Source organism: Kocuria sp. KRD140, assembly GCF_017168375.1.
GTDB lineage: Bacteria > Actinomycetota > Actinomycetes > Actinomycetales > Micrococcaceae > Kocuria > Kocuria marina.
The window spans coordinates 331,329-356,680 of the sequence record NZ_JABFAW010000002.1 but is presented as its reverse complement, the minus strand read 5'-3'; the positions used below and the strand labels follow the sequence as shown (position 1 = coordinate 356,680).

26 protein-coding genes are annotated in these 25,352 nt (G+C 68.8%); 17 read left to right on the top strand and 9 right to left on the bottom strand.

All coding sequences use genetic code 11. From position 1 onward, the window contains the following. The first annotated feature begins 72 nt into the window (after positions 1-72). The 3 genes from gatC to gatB are packed head-to-tail and all read left to right on the top strand — an operon-like array spanning position 73 to position 3,478. Positions 73-369 carry an Asp-tRNA(Asn)/Glu-tRNA(Gln) amidotransferase subunit GatC gene (gatC, locus tag J1M36_RS03830; RefSeq protein ID WP_064846057.1) on the top strand — a complete coding sequence of 99 codons (297 nt, stop codon included), beginning with the start codon at positions 73-75 and terminating at the stop codon, positions 367-369. 2 nt (positions 370-371) lie between these two features. Beyond that, positions 372-1,973: an Asp-tRNA(Asn)/Glu-tRNA(Gln) amidotransferase subunit GatA gene (gene gatA, locus J1M36_RS03825; RefSeq protein ID WP_206478687.1), complete on the top strand. Its 1,602-nt coding sequence runs from the start codon at positions 372-374 to the stop codon at positions 1,971-1,973. Beyond that, positions 1,973-3,478, top strand: coding sequence for an Asp-tRNA(Asn)/Glu-tRNA(Gln) amidotransferase subunit GatB (gatB, locus tag J1M36_RS03820; protein WP_206478686.1), 1,506 nt, complete (start codon positions 1,973-1,975; stop codon positions 3,476-3,478). The genes gatA and gatB overlap by 1 nt, the downstream gene beginning before the upstream one ends. 88 nt (positions 3,479-3,566) lie before the next feature. Here the strand turns inward: gatB and J1M36_RS03815 are convergent, their stop codons facing one another. Further along, positions 3,567-4,889: a CapA family protein gene (locus J1M36_RS03815; RefSeq protein ID WP_206478685.1), complete on the bottom strand. Its 1,323-nt coding sequence runs from the start codon at positions 4,887-4,889 to the stop codon at positions 3,567-3,569. Positions 4,890-5,140: 251 nt separating this feature from the next. On the opposite strand from J1M36_RS03815, the gene J1M36_RS03810 reads away from it, so the two are divergent. Beyond that, positions 5,141-5,923, top strand: a complete 783-nt coding sequence (locus tag J1M36_RS03810) for a hypothetical protein (protein ID WP_286738489.1) — start codon at positions 5,141-5,143, stop codon at positions 5,921-5,923. A 161-nt stretch (positions 5,924-6,084) separates the two neighbouring features. Here the strand turns inward: J1M36_RS03810 and J1M36_RS03805 are convergent, their stop codons facing one another. The 3 genes from J1M36_RS03805 to J1M36_RS03795 form a co-directional block, all read right to left on the bottom strand. Further along, positions 6,085-6,363 carry a DUF1540 domain-containing protein gene (locus J1M36_RS03805; protein ID WP_035965361.1) on the bottom strand — a complete coding sequence of 93 codons (279 nt, stop codon included), beginning with the start codon at positions 6,361-6,363 and terminating at the stop codon, positions 6,085-6,087. 308 nt (positions 6,364-6,671) lie between these two features. Next, entirely contained in the window at positions 6,672-6,971 is a 300-nt protein-coding gene (locus J1M36_RS03800; RefSeq protein ID WP_085107151.1) for an AzlD domain-containing protein, read from the bottom strand. A 1-nt stretch (position 6,972) separates the two neighbouring features. Then, positions 6,973-7,683 (bottom strand): AzlC family ABC transporter permease, encoded by a 711-nt coding sequence (locus J1M36_RS03795; protein WP_206478683.1) that lies wholly within the window; start codon positions 7,681-7,683, stop codon positions 6,973-6,975. A 111-nt stretch (positions 7,684-7,794) separates the two neighbouring features. Between J1M36_RS03795 and J1M36_RS03790 the strand changes: the two genes are divergently transcribed. From J1M36_RS03790 to J1M36_RS03760, 7 genes are all read left to right on the top strand, one after another. Then, positions 7,795-9,819: an alpha/beta fold hydrolase gene (locus tag J1M36_RS03790; RefSeq protein WP_206478682.1), complete on the top strand. Its 2,025-nt coding sequence runs from the start codon at positions 7,795-7,797 to the stop codon at positions 9,817-9,819. A gap of 101 nt (positions 9,820-9,920) precedes the next feature. Further along, positions 9,921-11,828 carry a translational GTPase TypA gene (gene typA, locus J1M36_RS03785; protein WP_206478681.1) on the top strand — a complete coding sequence of 636 codons (1,908 nt, stop codon included), beginning with the start codon at positions 9,921-9,923 and terminating at the stop codon, positions 11,826-11,828. A 50-nt stretch (positions 11,829-11,878) separates the two neighbouring features. Continuing rightward, positions 11,879-12,736 (top strand): PIG-L family deacetylase, encoded by an 858-nt coding sequence (locus J1M36_RS03780; protein ID WP_342358280.1) that lies wholly within the window; start codon positions 11,879-11,881, stop codon positions 12,734-12,736. Further along, a complete protein-coding gene (locus tag J1M36_RS03775) occupies positions 12,733-13,218 on the top strand; it encodes a hypothetical protein (protein WP_240505702.1) in 486 nt (161 codons plus the stop codon). Before J1M36_RS03780 ends, J1M36_RS03775 begins: the two co-directional genes overlap by 4 nt. 62 nt (positions 13,219-13,280) lie before the next feature. Beyond that, a complete protein-coding gene (fdxA, locus tag J1M36_RS03770; protein ID WP_035965353.1) occupies positions 13,281-13,604 on the top strand; it encodes a ferredoxin in 324 nt (107 codons plus the stop codon). Positions 13,605-13,608: 4 nt separating this feature from the next. Beyond that, positions 13,609-14,754 (top strand): succinyldiaminopimelate transaminase, encoded by a 1,146-nt coding sequence (dapC, locus tag J1M36_RS03765; protein ID WP_144997940.1) that lies wholly within the window; start codon positions 13,609-13,611, stop codon positions 14,752-14,754. A gap of 175 nt (positions 14,755-14,929) precedes the next feature. Beyond that, positions 14,930-16,231, top strand: coding sequence for a citrate synthase (locus tag J1M36_RS03760; protein WP_131332596.1), 1,302 nt, complete (start codon positions 14,930-14,932; stop codon positions 16,229-16,231). Between the two features lie 85 nt (positions 16,232-16,316). Here J1M36_RS03760 and galE read toward each other — a convergent pair whose 3' ends face one another. Together galE and dapD are read right to left on the bottom strand one after the other, a co-directional pair. Continuing rightward, positions 16,317-17,333: a UDP-glucose 4-epimerase GalE gene (galE, locus tag J1M36_RS03755; RefSeq protein WP_206399476.1), complete on the bottom strand. Its 1,017-nt coding sequence runs from the start codon at positions 17,331-17,333 to the stop codon at positions 16,317-16,319. Positions 17,334-17,445: 112 nt separating this feature from the next. Beyond that, on the bottom strand, positions 17,446-18,417 hold the full coding sequence (gene dapD, locus J1M36_RS03750) for a 2,3,4,5-tetrahydropyridine-2,6-dicarboxylate N-succinyltransferase (RefSeq protein WP_064846066.1): 972 nt from the start codon (positions 18,415-18,417) through the stop codon (positions 17,446-17,448). A gap of 132 nt (positions 18,418-18,549) precedes the next feature. On the opposite strand from dapD, the gene dapE reads away from it, so the two are divergent. The 4 genes from dapE (at position 18,550) to J1M36_RS03730 (ending at position 22,342) form a co-directional block, all read left to right on the top strand. Beyond that, entirely contained in the window at positions 18,550-19,653 is a 1,104-nt protein-coding gene (gene dapE, locus J1M36_RS03745) for a succinyl-diaminopimelate desuccinylase (protein ID WP_064846067.1), read from the top strand. Between the two features lie 119 nt (positions 19,654-19,772). After that, positions 19,773-20,744: a TIGR00730 family Rossman fold protein gene (locus J1M36_RS03740; RefSeq protein WP_241246791.1), complete on the top strand. Its 972-nt coding sequence runs from the start codon at positions 19,773-19,775 to the stop codon at positions 20,742-20,744. Beyond that, positions 20,741-22,015: a hypothetical protein gene (locus J1M36_RS03735; RefSeq protein ID WP_342358279.1), complete on the top strand. Its 1,275-nt coding sequence runs from the start codon at positions 20,741-20,743 to the stop codon at positions 22,013-22,015. Before J1M36_RS03740 ends, J1M36_RS03735 begins: the two co-directional genes overlap by 4 nt. 159 nt (positions 22,016-22,174) lie before the next feature. After that, positions 22,175-22,342: a DUF3117 domain-containing protein gene (locus J1M36_RS03730; protein ID WP_064846068.1), complete on the top strand. Its 168-nt coding sequence runs from the start codon at positions 22,175-22,177 to the stop codon at positions 22,340-22,342. Between the two features lie 72 nt (positions 22,343-22,414). On the opposite strand, the gene crcB is transcribed toward J1M36_RS03730, so the two are convergent. The 3 genes from crcB to J1M36_RS03715 are packed head-to-tail and all read right to left on the bottom strand — an operon-like array spanning position 22,415 to position 23,846. Further along, the gene (crcB, locus tag J1M36_RS03725; RefSeq protein ID WP_085107172.1) at positions 22,415-22,786 is read right to left on the bottom strand and encodes a fluoride efflux transporter CrcB; all 372 of its coding nucleotides are present in this window, start codon (positions 22,784-22,786) and stop codon (positions 22,415-22,417) included. After that, complete coding sequence (locus J1M36_RS03720) at positions 22,783-23,217, bottom strand: CrcB family protein (RefSeq protein WP_085107174.1); 435 nt, start codon at positions 23,215-23,217, stop codon at positions 22,783-22,785. The genes crcB and J1M36_RS03720 overlap by 4 nt, the downstream gene beginning before the upstream one ends. Then, positions 23,214-23,846: an O-methyltransferase gene (locus tag J1M36_RS03715; RefSeq protein WP_064846071.1), complete on the bottom strand. Its 633-nt coding sequence runs from the start codon at positions 23,844-23,846 to the stop codon at positions 23,214-23,216. Before J1M36_RS03715 ends, J1M36_RS03720 begins: the two co-directional genes overlap by 4 nt. Positions 23,847-24,162: 316 nt before the next feature. Here J1M36_RS03715 and J1M36_RS03710 point away from each other — a divergent pair, with 316 nt between their 5' ends. Together J1M36_RS03710 and J1M36_RS03705 are read left to right on the top strand one after the other, a co-directional pair. Further along, positions 24,163-24,780, top strand: coding sequence for a hypothetical protein (locus J1M36_RS03710; RefSeq protein WP_085107208.1), 618 nt, complete (start codon positions 24,163-24,165; stop codon positions 24,778-24,780). Between the two features lie 46 nt (positions 24,781-24,826). Then, the gene (locus J1M36_RS03705) at positions 24,827-25,186 is read left to right on the top strand and encodes a sec-independent translocase (RefSeq protein ID WP_085107176.1); all 360 of its coding nucleotides are present in this window, start codon (positions 24,827-24,829) and stop codon (positions 25,184-25,186) included. Positions 25,187-25,352: the final 166 nt, after the last annotated feature.

Sequence of the window (25,352 nt, the reverse complement as noted above, 5' to 3'; positions counted from 1 at the left end):
CGGGAGTGCTGAGTCCAGGGTAGGCGCTCGCTAGACTGGATCGGAACCAATCAGCGAATACCAGGAGCATGCATGTCTGCGATCAATCGCGAGCAGGTGGCGCACCTGGCCGAACTCGCGCGCATCGAGATGTCGGACGAGGAACTGGCCCGCGTGGCCGGTGAACTCGATCTCATCGTCGAATCCGTGGCCTCGGTCAGCCAAGCCGCCGGGGACGACGTCCCCGCCACGAGCCACCCCCTGCCGTTGCACAACGTCTTCCGCGAGGACGTGGTGGGGGAGACCCTCACGCAGGAGGAAGCCCTGAGCAACGCACCGGACAGCCAGGACGGCAAGTTCCGGGTCCCGGCGATCCTGGACGGGGAGTGAGCATGAGCGAGCGCATCTTAGAACTGTCCGCCGCGGACCTCGCGGCCAAGCTGGCCTCCGGTGAGGTCTCCTCGGTGGACGCCGTGACCGCGCACCTCGAGCAGATCGAGGCCACGGACGGCACCCCGCTGGACGCCCAGGACCGCTCACGCGGGACCGACGGGCTGAACGCGTTCCTGCACCGCAACCGCGAGGAGGCCCTGGACGTGGCCCGTGGCGTGGACGAGGCACGCGCCAAGGGTGAGCAGTTGCCCGAGCTCGCGGGTGTGCCCGTGGCGGTCAAGGACCTCATCGTGACCAAGGGCCAGCCCACCACGGCGGCGTCCCGGATGCTCGAGGGTTGGATGAGCCCGTACGACGGCACGGTGACCCGCAAGCTGCGTGCGGCGCGCATGCCCATCCTGGGCAAGACCAACCTGGACGAGTTCGCCATGGGTTCGTCCACCGAGCACTCGGCGTTCGGTCCCACGCGCAACCCGTGGGACCTGCGCAAGATCCCGGGCGGTTCCGGTGGCGGTTCCGCCGCCGCGGTCTCCGCGTTCCAGGCGCCCCTGGCCCTGGGCACGGACACCGGTGGCTCCATCCGCCAGCCCGCGGCCGTGACCGGCACGGTGGGCGTCAAGCCCACGTACGGTTCGGTGTCCCGTTACGGCGTGATTGCCATGGCGTCCTCGCTCGACCAGGTGGGCCCGTGCTCCCGCACGGTGCTCGACGCCGCGCTGTTGCACGAGGTCGTGGGCGGTCACGATCCTGCCGACTCCACTTCGCTGACGGATCCCGTGGGCTCCTACGCCCGCGCCGCGCGCGAGGGAGCTGCCGAGGGCGGGCTCAAGGGTCTGCGCGTGGGCGTGGTCCAGCAGCTGAGCGGCGAGGGTTTCCAGGCCGGTGTGCAGCAGCGCTTCGAGGAGTCCCTCGAACTCCTGCGCGCCGCGGGCGCCGAGATCGTGGACGTCCAGACGCCCAACTTCGAGTACGCGCTGGGTGCCTATTACCTGATCATGTCCTCGGAGGTCTCCTCCAACCTGGCCAAGTACGACGGCGTGCGCTTCGGTCTGCGCGTCACTCCCGAGGGCACGCCCACCATCGAGAAGGTCATGAGCGCGTCCCGCGCCGCAGGCTTCGGGGACGAGGTCAAGCGCCGGATCATCCTGGGGACGTACGCGCTGTCCGCGGGGTACTACGACGCGTACTACGGTTCCGCGCAGCAGGTGCGCACGCTCGTACAGCGTGATTTCGCGGCGGCGTTTGAGGAGGCGGACGTGCTGATCTCGCCCACCGCGCCCACCACCGCGTTCGACATCGGGGGCGTGGACGAGTCCGCGGATCCCATGCAGATGTACCTGAACGACATCGCCACGATCCCCACCAACCTCGCGGGGATCCCCGCGATCTCCCTGCCGGGCGGCCTGGCACCGGAGGACGGGCTGCCCGTGGGGATCCAGTTCATGGCACCGGCGCGCGAGGACGCCCGCGTGTACCGCGCCGGGGCCGGTCTGGAGCGGTTGCTCACCGAGCAGTGGGGCGGCCCGCTGTGGCGGGAACGCGCCGACGTGACCGCCACCGTTCGTGACTTTGCGGCCACTGCCGCGCAGGGAGGCAAGTGATGAGCCAGGACGTGCTGTCCTTCGAGGAAGCCCTCGAGCGCTTCGACCCCGTCCTGGGGTTCGAGGTGCACGTGGAGCTGAACACCAAGACCAAGATGTTCGATGCCGCCCCCAACACCTTTGGGGACGAGCCCAACACCAACGTGACCCCGGTGTCCCTGGGGCTGCCCGGCGTTCTGCCGGTGGTCAACGGCAAGGCAGTGGAATCCGCGATCAAGCTCGGTCTCGCGCTGAACTGCTCGATCGCGCAGAAGTGCCACTTCGCACGGAAGAACTACTTCTACCCGGACACCCCCAAGAACTTCCAGACCTCGCAGTTCGACGAGCCCATCGCGTTCGACGGGCACCTGGACCTCGAGCTGGAGGACGGCACGGAGTTCCGCGTGGAGATCGAGCGCGCCCACATGGAGGAGGACGCCGGCAAGCTGACCCACATGGGCGGGGATGCCGGGCGGATCCAGAACGCGCAGTACTCCCTGGTGGACTACAACCGCGCAGGTGTGCCGCTCATCGAGATCGTGACCAAGCCCATCGTGGGTGCGGGGGAGCGGGCGCCGGAACTGGCCCGCGTCTACGTGGCCGCGATCCGCGAGATCGTGAAGAACCTCGGCATCTCGGACGCCCGCATGGAGCGCGGCAACGTGCGCTGCGACGCGAACGTGTCCCTGATGCCCAAGGGCGCCACGCAGTTCGGCACGCGCTCGGAGACGAAGAACGTGAACTCGCTGCGCGCCGTGGAGCGCACCGTGCGCTACGAGATCCAGCGCCACGCCGCTGTGCTCGCCGCGGGGGAGAAGGTCACGCAGGAGACCCGCTTCTGGCACGAGGACACCCGGTCCACGACCGCGGGGCGGCCCAAGTCGGACGCGGACGACTACCGCTATTTCCCCGAACCGGACCTGGTGCCCGTGGTGACCACGGCGGACTGGATCGAGGAACTGCGCGCGAGCCTTCCCGAGCCCCCCGCCGAGCGCCGCAAGCGGCTGAAGGCGGACTGGGGGTACACGGACGAGGAGTTCCGCGACGTCGTCAACGCGGGTGTGCTGGACGAGATCGAGCAGACCATTGCCGCGGGCGCCTCCGCCGCCGTGGCGCGCAAGTGGTGGATGGGTGAGATCGCCCGCCTCGCCAAGCAGCGCGAGGTCGAGATCGCGGACCTGCCCGTGACCCCGGCCCACGTGGTCGAACTCAACGGGCTGATCGACGGCGGCAAGATCAACGACAAGCTGGCCAAGAAGGTCCTCGGTTTCGTGGTCGAGGGTGAGGGCACCCCGGCGGAGATCGTGGAGTCCCGCGGGCTCGCGGTCGTCTCCGACGACGGCGCCCTCACCGCCGCCGTGGACGACGCCATGGCCCAGATGCCGGACGTGGTCGAGAAGATCAAGGGCGGCAAGGTCCAGGCCGTGGGCGCCCTGATCGGACCGGTCATGAAGGCCACGCGCGGCCAGGCGGACGCCGGACGCGTGCGCCAGATCATCCTGGGGAAGCTCGGCGTGCAGGGCTGACGCCCCCGTCACGAGCACGGAGAAGGCCGGTTCCGGGACCCTCACGGGGTCTCGTGGAACCGGCCTTCTCTCGTGGACGTTCCGCCGCTCAGTCTTCCGTTTCTTCCGCGACCCGCCACTCCCGCAACCCGTTCGCCCTCGCCGAGTCCGTGTTGATGATCCCCGCGATGCGCTCGCGGATCTGCCGGTCCTCCTGGGGGGAGCGGCACACGCCGTTGGGCTGGTCCGAGGCCGTGGAGCACCACTGGAACCGGCCGTCCTGGGTGTTGGAGCTCGGTGCCCAGGCCAGGTCGCTGACCCGCCACCCGCCGTCGTCCCCGCGCGCGAACTGGAAGCGCGTGATCAGACCCTGGTTGTTGTTCTCGTACGCCGGGGATGTCTCCGTGACGGTGTTGCCCAGTCCGTAGACGATCCACTTGCCGTTGTAGTGCTCGATGGGCTGCACGCTGTGCGAACCGTGACCGTACACGGCGTCGAACGCACCGGAATCGATCAGCGAGTGGGCCGTGGTTTTCTGGTAGGCGTCGGCGTCGTCCTGGTACTCGATGATCGAGTGCATGGCCGCGATCACCACGTCCGCGCCCTGCTGGCGCGCCTTCTTCGCCTGCGCCACGGCGCGGTCGATGTCCTGTCGCGCGGGCTGCGGCTCCTCGGCGGGGTCCCGCAGCCGGTCCACCTGCCAGTCGTGCTCCGCCCGCTGGCCGTTGAGACTGTTGGTCCCGGTGACCACGGCCACGGTCCCGGCCGGGGTCTCCAGCAGCATGGGCTCCTTGGACGCGCGCTCGGAAGTGTACGAGCCGGTGTGCTTGAGGCTCGCCTCGTCGAGGGTCGCCAAGGTCCGGTTCACGCCCTCGGTGCCGCGGTCCACGGTGTGATTGGTCGCGGACGTGCACGCGTCGTAACCCGTGTTCTTGGCCGCCACGGTGATCTCCGGCGGCACACTGAAGCTCGGGTAGGCCGAGTAGGGCCCACCCTTGGGCGCCACCGGGGTCTCCATTTCGCAGATGGCCACGTCGGCCTGGTCCAGGTACGGCTTCTGACCGGCCAGCAGTGGGTCGAAGTCGAAGTGTCTGCTTTCGTTCATGGCCGGGTCCACCGCGAAGTTGCGCCACAGGCCTTCGTGCAGCAGGAGATCACCGGTCATCGCCACGGTGAAGCACGCGTCCTCGGGACACTCCGGGCCCTTACCGGGCTCGCTCGCACGGGCCGTCTCGCTCGTCGCCCGGTTGGTGGCGGACGACGTCGCTGCGCCGGGATTCTGCCCCGCGTCCCCCTGGGCGTCCCCGCTTAAGGCCCCGCACCCGGAGACCAGCAACGCCACCCCGGTCAGTGCCGCGGCCCCGGCGATCCGCGGCGAGCGTGATCGCCGGGCGGCGCGGGATGAACGGGGTCGGAGGGGTAGGGGAGGCATGCTGCGATGCTATCGCACACGTCCGTGATATGAATCACCTTCGTTTAGGTCATAAAAATCTGACCAAATTCGTCGTAAACCCTTCCGTCCACCTTTTGGGGAGGTTAGGCTTTCCTAAGTTTTGCGAATCGGGTGCGATCGGGATGTTCTCGGCGGACCCGGTGGGATTGGTCACAACGGAAGCGGGGACGGTCGTGGGTCGAACTGACAACGGTGCACAGCTCGGGTACGTGGGCGTGTCGGAGCGAGTCGTGTCACTCGCGCACCGCATGCTCGCGGGCGCGGGCCGAGCGAACGTGGTCGCCTACCGCCTCGAGGGTCAACCTACACTGCCGTGCTTGGCGCACGGGTTCATGCCAAACGGCCGGATGGTCATGGCCGCGGCTCCTCACCCCGACGTCGCTGCGCTGACCCCGGCGGGGCAGACCGTGGACGTGCGCGTGGACATCGCCAAGTTCGCTCCGGACCCCTCCGTACGCATCGTGGCGGCCAGTGCACACTTCCTGGCGGGTCTTGAGTGGCTGACCCCGGGTGAGACCGACGAACTCCTCATGACGGGGGAGTTGCCGGAGCTCGTGGCGGCCGTGGCCGACACGGCCTCCGGGCGACTCGCGATCGTCTCCACGGCACGGGTCGTGGTTCATGACGGTTCGGGTGCCACGCCACTGAACGTCGACCAGGTGCGGGCGTTCGGCCGCGAGCTCGGGGATTCCATGGCCGCGGTGAACACCGAAGTCGTGGCCCTGGACGCCGCGGTGTCCGTGGATCCAATCGATCTGGCCGGGATGTGCGATGCCGCGGAGAACGGATGGATCCCCGCCCACCTGCTGACGCGTAAGCCCTCGAGTGGCGGGTGCGCTCACACCCGGAATCGGGATTTCGTGGTGGACGTGGATCTCACCGGGGTCACGGTTCTGCGCGAGGGTTCGACCGCTACCAGCGTCTACTTCGTCCCGTTCCATCGTCCGACGTCGTCCGCGCAAGACCTCGCCGACAACCTCGCATCCCTGCTGGGCACCCCCGCCGCAGCGTGACGCCGCGCCGGTACCCCAGCGGCAGCGTCACACCCCGAGGCTGTCCGGCGGTCGTGTGAGCCTGCCGGGGCTCGATCGATCGTTGCAGACATGAGAGGACCGCGAGTCGCATGACTCGCGGTCCTCTCATGTCTGCAGTTGTTACTCGATGAGCTCCGCGATCAGCGGGCTTCGTAGCTCGCGCAGTTGGCGTCCGCAGTGACCTCGATCGACGAGGCGGTGCACAATAGGTCCTTGTTGTGCACGCACTCGAGGCGCTGGCACGCGCCCACCTGGCCGTTGGCGGTGGGCAGGCCACCGCGGGCGTCGAGCGAGATGAACGTGGTGCACGAGGCCTCGGAGCCCTGGCCGCCCACCGTGATGGCGGGGGCGGTGCAGCCGTTGTCGTTGAAGGCGCAGCCGGTGGCGGTGCAAGCGGAAACAGCGGTGAGAGTGGCCATGATCTTCTCCTGTGATTCGGGTGGTGCTCTGATCGTCGGATGAACTGATATGGACACTACGGGTGTTTTTCGGGGCGCGCCAGTAAGTTGACCCTTATGGTAAAAGGTCGTTACCTAATTGGGGTTAGGTATGCCTGAGTTTGCTGAGGGTGCACTCACCAGAATAGGGAAACAATATTTGATCTAATGGTTCGAGTGAGCTTGCGACCCCGTCGTCGGCTCATCGCAGATGCGCGCGGGGCGTGTGTGCTCACTCACTGCGCGGCGGGGCTCAGGGTTTCCGGGGCCGCTCGAATTACCTCGAAAATTTACAGAAATAATCCCGACAATGAATATGCCGAGAATCCCGCGATGAATGCCATCAGGAAATTCTTGCTCACTGCGTTCACGATCACGGAAATCACCGCCGCGAGAATCAATCGGCTCAGCTGCACCCCGGAATCGGCCTCCAGCAATGTATAGGCGACCAGGATCAACATGAGTCCCGCGGGGAGCAGGGCGGAGATCTCCCGCAGGTCCTCGCGATCGCGGAACCGATGGGCCAACAATACGGGGAACAGCCGCAACGAATAGGTCACGGCGGCGCACACGACGATGGCTGCGAGCATCTCAGGCGCCGCCTTCCGCGGTCTGGGACGAACGACCGTGCCGTGGGCGTTTGACGAGCACGACGCATAGCACCGCGTAGCACAACATGGCACCGAGCAGGAACAGGTCGCGGGGCAGCAGCAGCCCCACCGCAATGGAGGCCAGGGCAGCGAGCACGATCATCACGCGCTGCGAGGCCGCGCTCAGGGCGCTCACGAACAACAGGGTGAACAACCCGGTCAGTGCGAAGTCGAAACCGTCGAACGATTCCGGGATGAGTCCGCCGGCCACGGCTCCGACCGCGGCACCGAAGACCCAGTAGAACTGGGAGATGCCCTGGATCAGCATGAGCTCGTGCTGCGTGGTGGGGCGCACGCCGCTGTTGATCAGCGCATAGGCCTCGTCGGTCAGGGCATAGGGGCCGTAGAACTTGGCGAAGGGCGAACGCAGCAGGTGGGTGGGATAGGAGAAGCCGTAGAAGATGTGTCGGCTGTTGACCAGCAGAGTGGTCACGGCGATCTGTAGCAGGCCCGCTCCCGCCGAGACCAATCCCACGAGCAGGAACTCGATCGAGCCCGCGAAGACCACGAGAGCCGTGAGGGGCGCCAGGTAGGGAGCGAACCCCAGCGAGACCGCATAGGCGCCGAAGGCCATCCCGAGCGGCATGTATCCCATGGCCACGGGAACCGTGACGCGCACCGCCCACGCCAACGTCCCCTTGTCCGAACTCATGCGTTCCACTCCCATCCGCCACCGCTGCGCCACGTGGCCGAGGGCCACGTTAGTGGCTGGGGTGACACGTGCGCGCTTATGCGTGACCGGCACGTCTGTAATGTGACTCATATGACACCCCGTTATGAAACTTCCGAACAGCTCGTGGCCACCCCACGACTCACCGGATTGAGCGGACACCGGAACGGCCCGGTGATCGCCCTGCGGCAGGAACTGTCCTCAGACGGTAAGCGCTACGTCAAACACGCGTGGTCGGTACCCCGCCCGACCGACGGCGATCGTGCACCTGTCCCCCTGACCTCCGGCGATCACGGAGTCCAAGAGGTGTGCCCGGCGCCGTCGGGGGAGCTCTACTTCACGTCCGACCGACCCATGGACGGGGACCACGAGAAGCGCTCCCGGTTGTGGTTGCTCCCCGAACGCGGCGACGCCCGCATGGTGCTGGACATGCCCGAGGGCATCTCGGACCCCAAGCTGGGCGGGGACATGCTGTTCTTCCTCTCGGGCATGCACCCGAGTGCCAAGGGTGCGGCGGACGAGCTCGCCCGCAACCGTGAACTGCACGAATTGCGTGAGGAATCCGGGGCGAGTCCCATGCTCTACGACCGCGCGCCGTTCCGGTACTGGGACCATGACCTCCCAGCCGCCGAGACCGCCCTGTGGTTCGTGGACACCGCCGCGCTCGCCGAGTCCCGGGACGCGGGGGAGGCCGTGCGCCGCGTGGATCTGCCCGCCGGGCGGTTGACGCGCTACTCGGTCGCCCCGGACGGCACCTGGCTGATCGCACAGTTGACCGCGTGGTTGCCGGAGGGCTGGGAACGGTCCCAGCTGTGGCGGGTGCCGATCACGGCAGACGGCGCCGGTCAGGCCGAACTGTTCCGGGACGCCACCGAGGAGGACTGGTGGGAGCCCGGGCCCGTCTCCCCGGACGGCAGCCGGGTCGTCCTGGAGCGGGACGTCGTGTGGCGCGACGGCGTCAACCTGCAGATCTCGCTGTGGGTCCACGACCTGAGCACGGGTCGGGACACGGAAGTCATGCCCACAGACGAATACTGGGCGGGGGGATCCCGGTGGATCGATGACGACTCCTTCGTGTGCACGTCCGACTATCAGGGCCGGGGGATCGTGCTGAGGGTTACGTGCCCGCGGGGCGGGGACTCCTCGATCGACGTCCTGGCCGGCGGTGCCGAGCAGCCGTGGACCTATTGCGCGGTCCACCCCGTGGGGGACGCGTTCTACGGTCTGCGGGCCACCTACGACCACCCCCTCGAGGCGGTGACGTGGTCCGGTCGGGAGTTCTGCGCCGAGCCCACCCGGATCGACGGTCTCGTGCCCGACGACGCCGTCCCCGGCCGCCTCGAGGAGGTCACCACGACCGCCGAGGACGGGACGAGCATCCGCGCGTGGCTCGCGCTGCCCGAGGGGGAAGGAACCGAACACCCGTTGCTCGTGTTCGTTCACGGTGGGCCGTGGGCGTCCAACAACCAGTGGAGCTGGCGTTGGAATCCGTGGCCGTTCGTGGCCCGCGGTTATGCCGTGCTGTTCCCGGACCCGGCCATCTCCACGGGTTACGGACAGGCCATGATCGACCGCGGTCAGCAGGAGCTGGGCGGGGCGCCGTTCACGGACGTGATGGCCCTCGTGGAGGCCACGACGCAGCGGGCGGACATCGATGCCCAGCGCCAAGCCCTGCTGGGCGGTTCCTACGGCGGGTACATGGCCAACTGGGTGGCCACCCAGACGGCGGACCGGTTCCGGTGCATCGTGATCCACGCGTCCCTGTGGAACTTGGACTCCATGGGTGCCACCACGGACAACACCGAGTGGCGTGAGGCCATGGGCCCGGCCCAGGCCGCCGTGTACTCACCGCACCGGTTCGTGGACCGGATCCAGGTCCCCATGCTCGTGATCCACGGGGACAAGGACTACCGGGTCCCGATCTCCCAGGGCATCGAGCTGTGGTCCGATCTGCAGCTGCGCACCCGGGTGGAGGGCCACCGGTTCCTGTACTTCCCGGACGAGAACCACTGGATCCTCAAGCCGGCCAACTCGCGGGCGTGGTACGAGACCGTGCTCGCGTTCCTGGCCGAACACGTGCTGGGTGAGGAATGGCAGCGCCCCGAACTGCTCGGCTGAGCACACGGGAGACATGCATCACGTGTGCTCCGGGTGGTGGCGGAGGGGAGTAGAATCGCCACGATTCCCCTCTGCATCCACTCATGAAGAGAGACCTGTGCATGTCTGAAACCACCACCCAGCGCGCCGATCTGCGCAACGTGGCCATCGTGGCCCACGTTGACCACGGCAAGACCACCATCGTCGATGCCATGCTCCAGCAGACGAACGCGTTCTCCAGCCACGGAGAGGTCGAGGAACGAGTCATGGACTCGGGCGACCTGGAGCGGGAGAAGGGCATCACCATCCTGGCCAAGAACACCACGGTGTTCTACGACGGCCCCGCGGCCAACGGTGAGACCATCACGATCAACGTGATCGACACCCCGGGTCACGCCGACTTCGGTGGCGAGGTGGAGCGCGGTCTGTCCATGGTGGACGGCGTCGTGCTGCTCGTGGACGCCTCCGAGGGCCCGCTGCCCCAGACCCGGTTCGTGCTGCGCAAGGCCCTCGAGGCCAAGCTGCCCGTGATCGTCGTCGTCAACAAGGTGGACCGCCCGGACGCCCGGATCGACGAGGTCGTCTCCGACACCATGGACCTGCTGCTGGGCCTGGCCTCGGACATCGCCGAGGATCACCCGGACCTGGACCTGGACGCCGTCCTGGACGTGCCCGTGGTCTACGCCTCCGGCAAGGCCGGCCGTGCCTCCACCGACCAGCCCGGCAACGGCGAACTGCCGGACAATGAGGACCTCGAGCCGCTGTTCCGCACCATCATCGAGCACATCCCCGCGCCGTCCTACAACCCGGACGGCGTGCTGCAGGCGCACGTGACCAACCTGGACGCCTCCCCGTTCCTGGGTCGCCTGGCCCTGCTGCGCATCTTCAACGGGACGCTGAAGAAGGGCCAGACCGTGGCGTGGGCGCGTCACGACGGAACCCTCAAGAGCGTGCGCATCTCCGAACTGCTGGCCACCAAGGGCCTGGACCGGGTGCCCGCGGAGAGCGCCGGGCCCGGTGAGATCGTGGCCGTGGCCGGGATCGAGGACATCACCATCGGTGAGACCCTCACGGACCTCGAGAACCCCGAGCCGCTGCCGCTGATCACGGTGGACGATCCCGCGATCTCCATGACCATCGGGATCAACACTTCGCCCTTGGCCGGACGCGTCAAGGGGGCCAAGGTCACCGCGCGCCAGGTCAAGGACCGCCTGGACAAGGAGCTCATCGGTAACGTCTCGCTGCGCGTGCTGCCCACCCAGCGCCCGGACGCGTGGGAGGTGCAGGGCCGCGGTGAGCTGGCCCTGGCCATCCTCGTGGAGCAGATGCGCCGCGAGGGCTTCGAGATCACCGCGGGCAAACCACAGGTGGTCACCAGGACCGTGGACGGCAAGGTGCACGAGCCCTACGAGCACATGACGATCGATGCTCCGGACGAGTTCCTGGGTGCGATCACCCAGCTCATGGCCGCGCGCAAGGGCCGCATGGAGGGCATGAGCAACCACGGCACCGGGTGGGTGCGCATGGAGTTCAAGGTCCCCTCGCGCGGTCTGATCGGCTTCCGCACCAAGTTCCTCACGGAGACCCGAGGCGCGGGCATCGCGTCCTCCTACGCGGACGGCTACGAGCCGTGGGCCGGGGAGATCGAGTACCGCACCAACGGTTCCATGATCGCGGACCGCGCCGGTGTGGTCACCCCGTACGCCATGATCAACCTGCAGGAGCGCGGCTCGTTCTTCGTGGAGCCCACCTCCGAGGTCTACGAGGGCATGATCGTGGGTGAGAACTCCCGCGCGGACGACATGGACGTGAACATCACCAAGGAGAAGAAGCTCACCAACATGCGCTCGTCCACGGCGGACAGCTTCGAGAACCTCACGCCCCCGCGCAAGCTCACGCTCGAGGAGTCCCTCGAGTTCGCGCGCGAGGACGAGTGCGTGGAGGTCACCCCGGAGGCCGTCCGCATCCGCAAGGTGGTCCTGGACGCCAACGAGCGCCTCAAGGTCGCCCGGCAGCGGGCGCGCGCCTGATCGTGGCCGATCCTCGATACCCGGGCGGGGGACACGCGACCGAGGGGGCGGTGGAGACACTGCTCCCCGGGGGCGTGAACCCCGCCCGGGCTCGTGTGTTGTGGGTGCACGCCCACCCGGACGACGAAGCCATCGTCACGGGCGTATCCATCGGGTACTACGGCGCGCTGGGCGCCACCACGGTGTTGCTGACCATGACGCGCGGCGAACGCGGTGAGGTTATCCCGCCCGCCCTGCGTCATCTCGAGGTGGGCCAACCCGGGTGCCCGGACACCGACGGCACCGCGCTGGGGCTCTACCGCGTGGGTGAGCTCGACGCCGCCGCGGCCGCCATGGGGCTTGCGGACCGGTTCTTCGCGGGGGAGCCCCCCGCCCACGATCCCGCCGAGGGTTTCGCCAACGGCGCGGACAAGTACGTGGATTCCGGGATGAGCTGGGGGCCCGACGGTCGCCCGCAGCCCGCCGAGGACGTCTCACCCGCAGCGCTCACGGCGGCGGATCCGCAGGAGGCCGCCGCCCACGTGGCCGCAGCTATCCGTGCGGTGCGTCCCCACGCCGTGATCACCTACGACGACGACGGCGGGTACGGTCACCCGGACCACGTGGCCACGCACGGGGTCACGCTGCGCGCCGTGGACCTCGCAGCGTCAGCACCGGACACCGCCCACGGCGCGTGGGATGTCCCCCTGACGTGGGGGATCGAGAGCGACGTGAACCCCTCGGACGAACGGCCGCAAGCGGCGATCCACGGTGATCTGGCGGTGAAGCGCGCCGCAATGGCGGCGCACGCCACACAGATCACCCTGGGCGAGGACCCGCAGGGCACCACGTACGAGCTATCCAACGGCGTGCCGCAGACCCTCAGCGCCACCGAGACGTTTCGCCTGTTACGCCGGGGCGGACGATGAGCGCGTCCGGACTGCGCCGCACCGCCCCGTGGGAGAGCGCCCCGGCCGTGCAGACCGCCGGCGACCACGCGCCCGGGGGAGCCGAGAAGCAACGGCCGGGAGCGGCGTCGTCGTTGGTGACGGCACTGCTCACGGGACTCGTGGCGGGAGCGGTGGCCACGGCCATGCACGCCAACATCTGGTACCTGGACGGTTGGTGGCTCCCGTGGGGGCTCGTATTCTCCGGGGCGCTGCTGCTGTGCGCGAGCGTGTGGTGCGGTACTGCGACCCGGCGCGTGTGGGCGGCTGCCGTCCCAGGGCTCGTGACGTACGTGATCGCCTGGGCCACCGCGTACCTGCGAGAGGGCTCGGCGCTCGTGGTCACCACGTGGGCCGAGCCCGTGGGGATCGTGGGGTTGCTGTGGTTCGCCGTGATCTTCGTGGCGGTCATGGCCTCCGTGATTGTTACGGGACATTGGCTGGTGCGCTCGCGGGCGCGGTAGCCTCGAATGCCCGCCGCTAAAATGGTCGAGGACTTGGGAACAGAAGGAGAGGTTCGTCAACCGTGACTTACGTAATTGCGCAGCCGTGCGTGGATGTCAAGGACAAGGCCTGCGTGGAGGAATGTCCCGTGGACTGCATCTACGAGGGCGAGCGATCCCTGTACATCCACCCGGACGAGTGCGTGGACTGCGGTGCGTGCGAACCGGTGTGCCCCGTGGAGGCCATCTACTACGAGGACGACACCCCCGAGGAATGGGCCGAGTACTACAAGGCGAACGTGGAGTTCTTCGACGATCTGGGCTCTCCGGGTGGGGCCGCCAAGCTCGGCAACACCCACAAGGACCACCCCATGATCGCGGAACTGCCCCCGCAGAACCAGGACTGATCCGGTGAGCGTGGCCCGCGGATTCGGTCTGAACCTGCCCGACTACCCCTGGAACTCCCTCGCGCCGTACCGCCGGACCGCGCAGGAGCACCCGGATGGTGTGGTGGACCTGTCCATCGGGACCCCGGTGGACCCCACGCCGCTCGTGATCCAGGATGCGCTCGCCGCCGCCGCGGACGCCCCCGGGTATCCCACGACGCACGGGACCCCCGCGCTGCGGGAGGCCGTGGCCGCGTGGTTCGCCGATCGTCGCGGTGTGCCCGATCTGGACCCGGACGCCGTGATGCCCACGGTGGGTTCCAAGGAACTCGTCGCGTGGCTGCCGCTGTTGCTGGGTCTGGGCCCGGGCGACGTCGTAGTGCGTCCCGTGGTCGCCTACCCCACGTACGACATCGGGGCGCAGATCGCCGGCGCCGAGGCCGTGGCCGCGGACTCGCTGGACGAGCTCGAGCCCTCGGTGCGCGAGCGCGTGCGCATGGTGTGGGTCAACTCGCCGGGCAATCCCACGGGCATCGTGCGGGACGCGCAGAGTCTCAAGCGGCTCGTGGACCAGGCCCGCTCGCAGGGGGCCGTGGTGGTCTCCGACGAGTGCTACGCCGAGCTCGGCTGGGGTCAGTGGGATCCCGCACGCGGTGGCGAACCCGTGCCGTCCGTCCTGGACCCGCGCGTGAGCGGCGGGGACACGTCCCTGCTGTTCAGCGCGTACTCGCTGTCCAAGCAGTCGAACCTCGCGGGCTACCGCGCCGCGTTCCTCACGGGTGACCCCGCGCTGATGCCCTCGCTCATCAACTCGCGCAAGCACGCCGGGATGATCGTGCCCTATCCCGTGCAGGAAGCCATGCGCGTGGCCCTGGGGGACACCGCGCACGTGACGGCGCAGAAGAACCTCTACCGGCAGCGGCGCGAGGCACTCAAGCCCGCCGTGGAGGCCTTCGGGCTCACGATCGAGCATTCCGAGGCCGGCTTGTACCTGTGGGCCACCGCCGGTGAGGACACGTGGGACACCGTGGAACGCTTCGCCCGCCTGGGCATCGTGGTGGGCCCCGGGACCTTCTACGGGGACGCCGGGCACGGCTACGTGCGGCTGTCCCTGACCGCGAGCGACGAGCGCATGGCGGCCGCCGTGCAACGGCTCTCAGGCGCCGTCTGAGCCCGCCGCACACGGGTGGGCAAGTGGAATCCCGATCACACCAACGGGTAGGTTGGTGGGGAATGACACCGTGTTCCCGCCCGGTGCGCACCGACCCGAACCGCCACGACGGCGTGGGGGTGAACCGCACCGCGAACCCGTCGTGGAACACCTAGCGAACCGTGAAGGACACATCATGGCAGAGGCCAAGAAGTCCACCGACAAGGTGGAGCTGAACTACGAGAAGGGCAAGTCCCTCGAGCTCCCCGTTCTGGAGGTGACCGAGGGCAACAAGGGCTACGGCGTGGGCTCCCTGCTCAAGGAGACCGGCAACGTCAGCTTCGACCCCGGGTTCGTGAACACCGCGAACACGCGCTCCACGGTGACCTACATCGATGGCGCCCAGGGCATCCTGCGCTATCGCGGCTACCCCATCGAGGAGCTTGCGGAGCACTCCAACTTCCTGGAGACCGCCTACCTGCTGATCTACGGCGAGCTTCCCACGCGTGAGCAGTACGAGGACTTCCAGCACCGCATCACCACGCACACCATGGTGCACGAGGACATCAAGATGTTCTTCAACGGCTTCCCCCGCTCCGCGCACCCCATGCCCGTGCTGTCCTCGGCCGTGTCCGCGCTGTCCACCTTCTACTCGGACTCCCTGGACCCGTTCAACAAGGAGCAGGTGGAGATCTCCACCATCCGCCTGCTCGCAAAGGTCCCCACTCTGGCCGCGTACGCGTACAAGAAGTCCGTGGGCGAGCCGCAGCTGTACCCCCACAACAACCTCAACTACGCGGAGAACTTCCTGCGCATGTGCTTCGGTGTGCCCGCCGAGGACTACGAGGTGGACCCGGTGGTCGCCAAGACCCTGGACATCCTGTTCATGCTGCACGCGGACCACGAGCAGAACTGCTCCACCTCCACGGTGCGCCTGGTGGGTTCCTCCCACGCCAACATGTTCGCGTCCGTCTCCGCGGGCATCAACGCCCTCTACGGCCCGCTGCACGGCGGTGCCAATGAGGCCGTGCTGGCCATGCTGGACCAGATCCAGAACCGTGGGCTCTCCGCGGACGAGTTCATGGAGAAGGTCAAGAACAAGGAGGACGGCGTCCGCCTCATGGGGTTCGGGCACCGTGTCTACAAGAACTACGATCCCCGTGCCCGCATCATCAAGGGCTACGCGCACGACGTCCTGGCCAAGATGGGCGGCAACAACGAGCTGCTGGACCTGGCCATCGGCCTGGAGGAGAAGGCGCTCGCGGACGACTACTTCGTGGAGCGCAAGCTCTACCCGAACGTGGACTTCTACACGGGTTTGATCTACAAGGCCATGGGCTTCCCGGAGAAGATGTTCACCGTGCTCTTCGCGATCGGCCGCCTGCCCGGCTGGATCGCGCAGTGGCGCGAGATGATCGAGGACCCCGAGACCAAGATCGGCCGCCCCCGCCAGCTCTACGTGGGCGAGGGTGAGCGCCACTACCCGACCGCCAACTGAGTTCCCCGGTCAAACCGACGAGCCCCGATCACCGTTCGGTGATCGGGGCTCGTTCGTCGGTGCGGGCACGACGCCGCCGCTCGGCTCAGCCGTCGTAACCGTTCGGGTTGTTCTTCTGCCAGTTCCAGTGGTCCCGGCACATGGTGTCGATGTCCCGGTCCGCGGACCAGCCCAGCTCGGCGAGGGCGGAGGAGGGATCGGCGTAGGACACAGCGGCGTCGCCGGGGCGGCGCGGGGCGATCTCGTAGGGGATCTCCCGGCCCGAGGCCTTCTGGAATGCCTCGCGGACCTCCAGCACGGAGTAGCCGCGGCCGGTGCCCAGGTTCCACACGTGCACGCCGTGGTCCCGGCTGATCCGGTCCAGGGCACGTAGGTGTCCGTCCGCGAGGTCCACCACGTGGATGTAGTCGCGCACGCCGGTGCCGTCCGGGGTGGGGTAGTCGTCGCCGAAGACCATGAGCTTCTCGCGCCGGCCCACGGCCACCTGCGCGACGAACGGCATGAGGTTGTTGGGGATCCCCGAGGGGTCCTCACCGATCCGCCCGGACTCGTGCGCGCCCACGGGGTTGAAGTAGCGCAGCAGGGCCACGGACCAGCGGTCATCGGAGGCCGCGAGGTCCGCGAGCATGTCCTCGATGTGTTCCTTGGTACGGCCGTACGGGTTCTGCGCGTCCATGGACAGCTTCTCGGTCAGCGGCATGGTCTCCGGGGCGCCGTACACGGTGGCCGAGGACGAGAACACGATGCTGCGGCACCCGTTCTCCTCCATGGCCCACAACAGGTTCACGGTCCCGCTGACGTTGTTCGTGTAGTACCACAGCGGCTTCTGCGCCGATTCCCCCACGGCCTTGAGCCCCGCGAAGTGGATCACGGCGTCCGGGCGGTGCTGCGCGAACACGCGGTCCAGACCCTCGCGGTCCAGCAGGTCCACCTCTTCGAACGCCGCGACGTCGCGTCCGGCGAGTTCCGCCACCCGCTCGAGCGACGTCTTGGTCGAATTGGACAGGTTGTCCAGGACGACGACGTCGTGCCCCGCCTCGAGCAGCGCCAGAACCGTGTGCGAGCCGATGTACCCGGTTCCCCCGGTGACAAGAATCTTCATGGTCCCCACCCTATCCAGTGGACCTCACGAAAACGCGCGGCCGGGCCCGCGAGCTGCGGGACCCGGCCGAGCGGCGTCGTCGTCGCGATCCGTGGACGCGCGACGGCGGGGATCAATTGGCGTGCAGTGCGGCGTTGAGCTCCACCGTGCTGCCCTGGCGGGGCAGCGCCTCCACGGCGCCGTTGGTGGAGTTGCGGCGGAACAGCAGGTTGTTCACGCCGGAGAGCTCGGACGCCTTGACCACGCGGGGTTCGGCGCCGCCCTCGATGAGGCTCACGCGGGTACCGGCGGTGACATACAGGCCGGCCTCGACGACGCAGTCGTCACCCAGGGAGATGCCCACGCCCGCGTTGGCGCCCAGCAGGCAGCGCTGGCCCAGCGTGATCCGCTGCTTGCCGCCGCCGGACAGCGTGCCCATGATGGATGCGCCGCCGCCCACGTCCGTGTGGTCGTGGACCACGACGCCGGCGGAGATCCGGCCCTCAACCATGGCCTCGCCGAGCGTGCCGGCGTTGAAGTTCACGAACCCCTCGTGCATCACGGTGGTGCCCTCGCCCAGGTAGGCACCGAGGCGCACGCGGTCCGCGTCACCGATGCGCACACCGGAGGGCACCACGTAATCGACCATGCGCGGGAACTTGTCCACGCCAAGCACGGTCACGGTCCCGCTGGCGCGCAGGCGCAGCAGGGAGCGGGTCAGTTCCTCCGCGAGCACGGGACCGCGGCTGGTCCACGCCACGTTCGCGAGCTTGCCGAAGACGCCGTCCAGGTTGAGGGTGTTGGGCCGCACCAAGCGGTGGGACAGCAGGTGCAGGCGCAGGTAGGCGTCCGCGGCGTCCTGGGGTGCCTCGTCCAGGTTGATCACGGTGGTCACGATCTCGGAGCGCACGTTGCGATCCGGGTCCGTGGTGGCGGCCACGCGCAGATCCGCCTCGTAGCTCGTATCCGGGTTGGCGCTCAGGCTCGGCGCAGGGTAGAAGACGTCCAGCACGGTCCCCTCCCGCTCGCCGGAGTCCACCACGGTGGCCAGCCCCACTCCGGAGGCGATACGGGAATTCTCGGTGCTCTCGCTCGTTGAAGTCATGGGCCCATCCTAAAAGATGCCCCGTGACCCGGTGGTAGATGACCCGACCCGCGCGGCTCGTCAATGAGGCCCCGCGGCAGCCGACCGCGACGCCCACTGCGGGGCGCAGGGGCAAACTGTAGGCTGGCACGCATGAGTTCAGACGCTTCCGTGACCCTCGACCTCACCATGGATCCCGCGGATCTGACCGCCGCGCTCGTGGACGTGGAGTCCGTGTCCGATCACGAGGGCCCCCTGGCCGACGCCGTCGAAACAGCCCTGCGCGCTCTGCCCCATCTCAGTGTCCACCGGGACGGGGACACCGTGATCGCCCGCACGGACCGCGGCCGAGACGAACGCGTGATCCTCGCCGGCCACCTGGACACCGTGCCCCTGCCCACCGTGGAGGGATCGCTGGGCGGGGTCCCGGCCACGCGGCGTCGGGAAGCGGACGGGGACGTGATCTACGGCCGCGGCACCACCGACATGAAGGGCGGTGTGGCCGTCCAACTGGTGCTCGCGCACGAACTCACCGAGCCCAACCGGGACGTCACCTACGTGTTCTACGACCACGAAGAGGTCTCGAGCGATGCGAGCGGGCTGGGCCGCGTGATGCGCAACAGCCCCGAACTGCTCGAGGCGGACTTCGCGGTGCTGCTCGAACCGACCAACGGGACCGTGGAGGGCGGGTGCAACGGCACCATGCGTTTCCGGATCACGACCCACGGCAAGGCCGCCCACTCCGGGCGCTCGTGGATCGGGGAGAACGCGATCCACAAGCAGGCGGACGTCCTGGCCCGGTTGAGCGCGTACGAGGCGCGCACCGTGACTGTGGAGGGCCTCGACTACCGTGAAGGGCTCAATGCGATCCGGATCGGCGGGGGAGTCGCGGGCAACGTGATCCCGGACACCGCGTGGGTCGAGGTCAACTACCGCTTCGCCCCGGACAAGTCCCTCGAGCAGGCACAGGACCACATGCGCGAGGTCTTCACCGGGTACGAGCTCGAGTGGCAGGACCTCTCGCCGGCGGCCCGTCCCGGGCTGGACCGGCCCTCCGCCGCGCAGTTCGTGGCCGCCGTGGGGCGGGAGCCCATGCCCAAGTACGGCTGGACCGACGTCGCCCGCTTCTCGGAGGCCGGGGTGCCTGCCGTGAACTTCGGCCCCGGGGACGCCCTGCTCGCCCACACCGACGACGAGCACGTGTTCGACGACGCCGTCCGGGCCTGCCACCGTGCGCTCGCGTCCTGGTTGTCCTGAGCGCGGGGTGATCGGGTATCCGATCCGAGGCGGGGGAGGTTGGCTCGAGTACTCACCGCGTTGCATGCCGCAGGGGAGTTCTGCGGCGTCGTGCAGCACGAGAACGTAGCCTGGTGGGCATGCACACCCCTGAGACACCGCACGAACGTTCCCTACCCCCCGAGCGTCACAAGGGGCCGGTGGTGCTGCGCCGCAAACAGCTGCATCGGCGCACGTCCGACCAGCGTTTCCTGGACCAGCGCCCCGCCGAACCGGACGACTTCACCCGCACCGACCCGTGGCGCGTCCTGCGGATCCAGGCGGAGTTCGTTGAAGGCTTCGACGCACTCGCGAACCTGGGCCCCGCCGTCTCGGTCTTCGGGTCGGCGCGCACCGCGCCGGGGCACCCGGAGTACGAGCTCGCGCGCGAGCTGGGACGGGAAATCGGCAAGGCCGGCTACGCCGTGGTCACGGGCGGCGGCCCCGGCGTGATGGAGGCCGCGAACAGGGGAGCGGTGGACGTGGGCGCGCACTCGGTAGGGATCGGCATCGAGCTGCCCCACGAACAGCGCCTCAATGACTGGGTGGACCTGGGCATCAACTTCCGCTACTTCTTCGCGCGCAAGACCATGTTCGTGAAGTACAGCCAGGGCTTCGTGGCGCTGCCGGGCGGCTTCGGTACGCTCGACGAACTCTTCGAGGCACTGACCCTCGTGCAGACGGGCAAGATCACGCGTTTCCCGGTGATCCTGGTGGGCACGGACTACTGGGGCCCGTTGCTGGAATGGATCACCACCACGCTGGTGGCCGACGGCAAGGTCTCCACCGCGGACCTCGAACTGTTCCGGGTCACGGACAGCGTGGCCGAGGTCGTGGAGATCCTCACCGCGGTCCACGCCGACGACGACGGCATCCCGGTCTCCGGCCCCGCCCCGGGTGCCTCTCCCGTCCCGGGGAAGGCAGCGGTCGACGCCGCGGCGCCCGGTTCCGGGGGCGACGACGCCGCTCCCGCGGATGGCGCGCGTGGTTCCGTGCGCGGCGACACCGACCCTGGCACCGCAATACCCCGTTCCAGGGACGACGACGCTCGCGCCCCCGGTTCCAGCGCGTGAGTTCCACGGCGGTGGCGGACCCCGCGCGCAGCGCGCACGACTCCCGTGCGGGGAGGATGCGTCGACTGTGGGCGGCGGCTCCGTGGTGGCTCGCCGTGCTCGTGGTCTACGGGGTGTCGCGGGTCTGGGGCTGGGCGGTGTTCACGGTCGTGGGTGCCCAACAGGGTCCCGGGCCGTGGGGCAACGGCGCCCTGGGGTACCTGGATTTCGTGAACACGTGGGACGCCGACTGGTACCACACCATCTTCCGGGAGGGGTATCCGTTCCAGGTGCCCCGGGACTCGCTGGGCACGGTGTCCGAGAACGCGTGGGCGTTCTACCCCGTGTTCCCGCTGCTCGTGCGCGGCATCGACGCACTGACCGGGACCGGGTGGGCCGTCACGGCCGCCACGGTGTCCCTCGTGGCCGGTTTCGGTGCGGCCCTGGTGTTCTACCGACTGGGGTGCCAAGCACCCGTGATGGCCGGGCCCCGCACTCCCGGGGGCGTCTCACGCCCGGCACTGTGGGCCGTGGCGGTGTTCGCGTTCAACCCCGTGGCACCCGTGCTGCAGACCCCGTACGCCGAGGCGCTGAGCATGCTGTTCTTGCTGAGCGCCATGTTGTGCGTCGTGCGGGACCGGCCCGTGTGGGTCACCGTGTTCGTGGTGGCGCAGGCACTGACCCGACCCACCGGCGTGGCCCTGGCCGCGGCGCTGGGGGTGTGGTGGTTGTGGCGCAGCGTGGGGGACGTGCTCGCGCGACGTCGGGCGTGGTACCGGTGCCTGGACCGCTGGCTCGTGGTGGCGCTGATCGCGTGCGCTGCCGCCCTCGCGTGGCCGGCCATCGCGTGGGTCGTCACGCGGGAGCCCATGGCCTACACCGAGACGGAGGCCGCCTGGCGCGGGAGCCAGCACGTGATCCCCGTGTTGCCGTGGTTCCACGAGGCCACCGATCTGCTGGGCCCGATCGCCGGACTCGTCGCTCCCGTGGTGCTCGTGGCGGCGGTCGTGATGCTGTTGCGTTCGGACACGGTCAAGCGGGCCCTGCCGTTCTTTGTCCGTGTGTGGATCGCGGCCTACGGGTGCTATCTGCTGCTCGTGCTCAACCCGCAGAGCTCCACGTTCCGGTTGCTGTTGCCGTGGGCGCCGCTCGCCGCCGCCCTGGTGCACGTGAGCGACTCGCGCGCCTATCGGGTGCTGCTCGTGATCTTCGGGGCAGTGCTGCAGATCGTGTGGGTCGGGTGGCTGTGGCACTGGAAGCAACTACCCGGCGGTGGCGACTACCCGCCGTGACCCCGCGCGGCGGCCCTTGCCGCAGGCGCTGTCCACACACGCGCTGCGCGCTATGGCACAGATGGTTCCGAGCGCTCCCGCGTCGTGTGCCGGGTCACGGTACTGGCTGAGCGTTCGATAAGATAGCGAGCGTAAGTACTCACGAAGAGGAGCTCATAAATGGCGGCCATGAAGCCGAGGACGGGTGACGGACCCATGGAGGTCACCAAAGAAGGACGCAGTCTGATCATGCGGGTCCCCCTGGAAGGCGGAGGGCGTCTGGTGGTGGAACTCAAGTCGGACGAGGCCGCGGAATTGCGCGAGTGCTTGGCTTCGGTGACGCAGTAGCACCGACACCCCCCACGCCCGTGTCGCGAGGGCCCCTCACATCGAGTGAGGGGCCCTCGCGGCGTTCGGGGCTCAGAACGCCCAGTGGCTCCCGAGGGTGAGCCCCGCGGCCACGGCGAGCAGGCTCCACAGGACGGTTCCGAGCACCGACACCACCGCGGCCCCGGCACGTTGTTCTCGCGCGAGCCGTACGGCGTCCACCATGGCCGTGGAGAACGTGGTGTAGCCACCGCACAGCCCGGTGCCCAGGGCGAGCGTCCACACGGGTCCCAGAACCGCGCTCAGTCCGGTGACCACACCGAGCACGAACGACCCCGTCACGTTGATCAGCAGTGTGGCCGCGGGGAAGGTGGGAGCCCACCGGGCGGTGATCCCGCGGTCCAGGAGGAAACGCAGGACCGCTCCCACGGCGCCGCCCAGGGCCACGGCGGGTACCGCGATCACCGCGCCGCTCCCGCGGTGGGCGTGCCGCGGCGTCGTCCCCGGAGCCAGGCGCCCACCGCGAGACCCGCGGCCGCGGCGGCCAGCCCCGCGACGAGCATCAGCACCGCGTCACCGAACGCGGCCGCGCTCGCCCCGGAGCGCACGCGCTCCCACAGCTCCAGTGCGAAGGTCGAGTAGGTGGTGAACCCGCCGAGAAGCCCGGTGCCGAGCAGCATGCGCGCGGTGTGGGCACCACGGCGCTCGCGGCCGGGGCGGGTGAGCGCTTCGAGCAGCAACCCGAGCAGGAAGGCGCCGGAGGCATTGACCGCGAACGTGGCCCACGACCACCCGGATCCTGCCGGAAGCACGAGGGACACCCACCAGCGGGCCAGACTCCCCGCGGCGCCGCCGAGGGCCACGAGTCCGGCGTCCTTGAACAGGGAGCCGCTCACAGCCGGACGGCCAGCAGTACACCCGTTCCCGTGGGCACGACGGCCGTGGACAACCGCGGTTCGTCCCGCAGGGTGCGCACGACGTCGCGCATGATCACGGTCTCCTCCTGGCGCTGCGCGGGCTGGGGGACTAGGTCCTGGTGCAGGGCGTCGTTGACCACGAGCATCCCGCCGTGACGCAGCAACCGGGCACCCTCGATGACGTACTCGGCGGTGTTGACCACGTCCGCGTCGATGAACACCATGTCGTACGCGTTCTCGGTGAGCCGCGGCAGCACCAGGGAGGCCGCACCGGAGATCGTGCGGGTGCGTTTGGTTTCGAAACCGGCCTCGCGGAACGTGTCCCGCGCGGCGCGCAGGGCCCGGATGTCGGTGTCGATGGTCGTGAGGACGGACTCGGACGGCATCCCGCGCAGCAGCGCGAGCCCCGAGACGCCCGCACCGGTGCCCACTTCCACCACGGTCGCGGGGCGGGACGACGACGCCAGGACGGTCAGCAGCGCCGCGGTGGCCGGGGTCACGGGGTCCAAGCGCAGGGCCAGGGAGCGCTCGCGCGCACGGAAAGCGGTTTCGTCCTCCGTGGCGTAGGCCTCGCAATAGGCCCAGCTCGTGGTTTTATCCGTGCTCATGGACGCGGCGTGCCCTTCACTGCTGTGTGTGCCCGGATCCCCGCGGACCCAGCGCTTCGACGTGGCGGGCCCGGCGTCATGTCCGGGCTCACGGTGCTTCAGCTTATCGCGGTCTGAGGGCACCGCCGGGAACGCCCGGTCGGTGTCCAGATCGCTGTCAGAATCCTGCCGCACAATTGGGGCGTCGAACGCGGCCGCCGCAGGGCGGTCGCAGCAGGGGACGAACAGGGAGGGGGACGGAGTGTCCACACGGGTCGCGGGTCGCAGCAGGGTGCGCCGGCCCTGGCGTTGGCCGAGTCGGCGGACCGTGGGTCTTATGACCGCCTTCGCGGCCTGCGTGTGCGTAGCCCTGCTGACCACCGCCGTGTGGAGCGTGGGCAAGCAGGTGCAGCAGCGCCAGAGCGCGGACGCTCGGTCGGAGGCCACGTGGTCACCCGGTCCCCGGGGAATGGTAGATACCACCTCGGAGGCCGACATCCAGAGCCTGCGCGCCCGGGGGTGGGCCGTTCCGGGTCTGGCCGCGAAGGGGTACTCGGTCGCGGACATCCAACAGTCGCAGGTGGGGGGCCAGCCCGTCGTGGCGGTGGCCCTGCACAATGATCACGGCTCGGTGACCATCGTGGAGCAGCGCGGTGACATCAATCCCGACAACCCCATGGACGGCATCACCGGGCTCCCCGTGGGCGCCGAGGGCATGCACCGGTCGGTGCTCGACGGCGCGCGGTTGTGGGTGGACCGCTCCCAACCGTGGCGCGCGGTGATGGTGCGCCCGGACGCCGTGTACACCCTCACATCGGACACCGCACCGGCCACCCTGGCCCAGACCGTGAGCGCAGTCGTGGCGGAGGACCGGGGACGGGTCAGCCTGCCCTCGCAGAAGGACGAGAGTTTCGGGGCCACGGTCGCGGACGGACTCAAGGAAATTTTCGGTTAAGGACCGCCCCCACCGGGGCGTTCCACGACGTTGATAGGCTCAGCGGGTGTTCGGGATTTCAGGCGGGGAAGCCATCATCATTCTCATCGTGGCCCTGGTGATCATCGGGCCCGAGCGGTTGCCCGAGTACGCCGAGAAGTTCAAGGACATGGTCAAGTCCATCCGGCGCTACGCCACGGGTGCCACGGACGATCTCAAGGCGACTCTCGGCCCGGAATTCTCGGACCTCGACTGGCGCAAGCTCGACCCCCGGCAGTACGACCCGCGCGTGATCGTGCGTGAAGCGCTGCTCGAGGACGACGAGGAACAGAACCGCCACCAGTACGAGGCCTCCACCGTGGCCGCACCCACGGTGCGACGGCTCGCGCGAGGCGAACGCGCCCCGTTCGACACCGAGGCCACGTGAGCCGTCGAGCGCGGCGTGAGCAACCGGCCGCCGCGCTATCGGCCGCGCGCCGCGTGAGCTGACAACCGTCCCGTCATCAGACCGACGCCGCGCGGAGGTCGACGCCGCGTGAACAGACGGGTAGGTGCCGGGCGAGCGGGAACCGGGCCGTGCGGCGGCGGCGTCC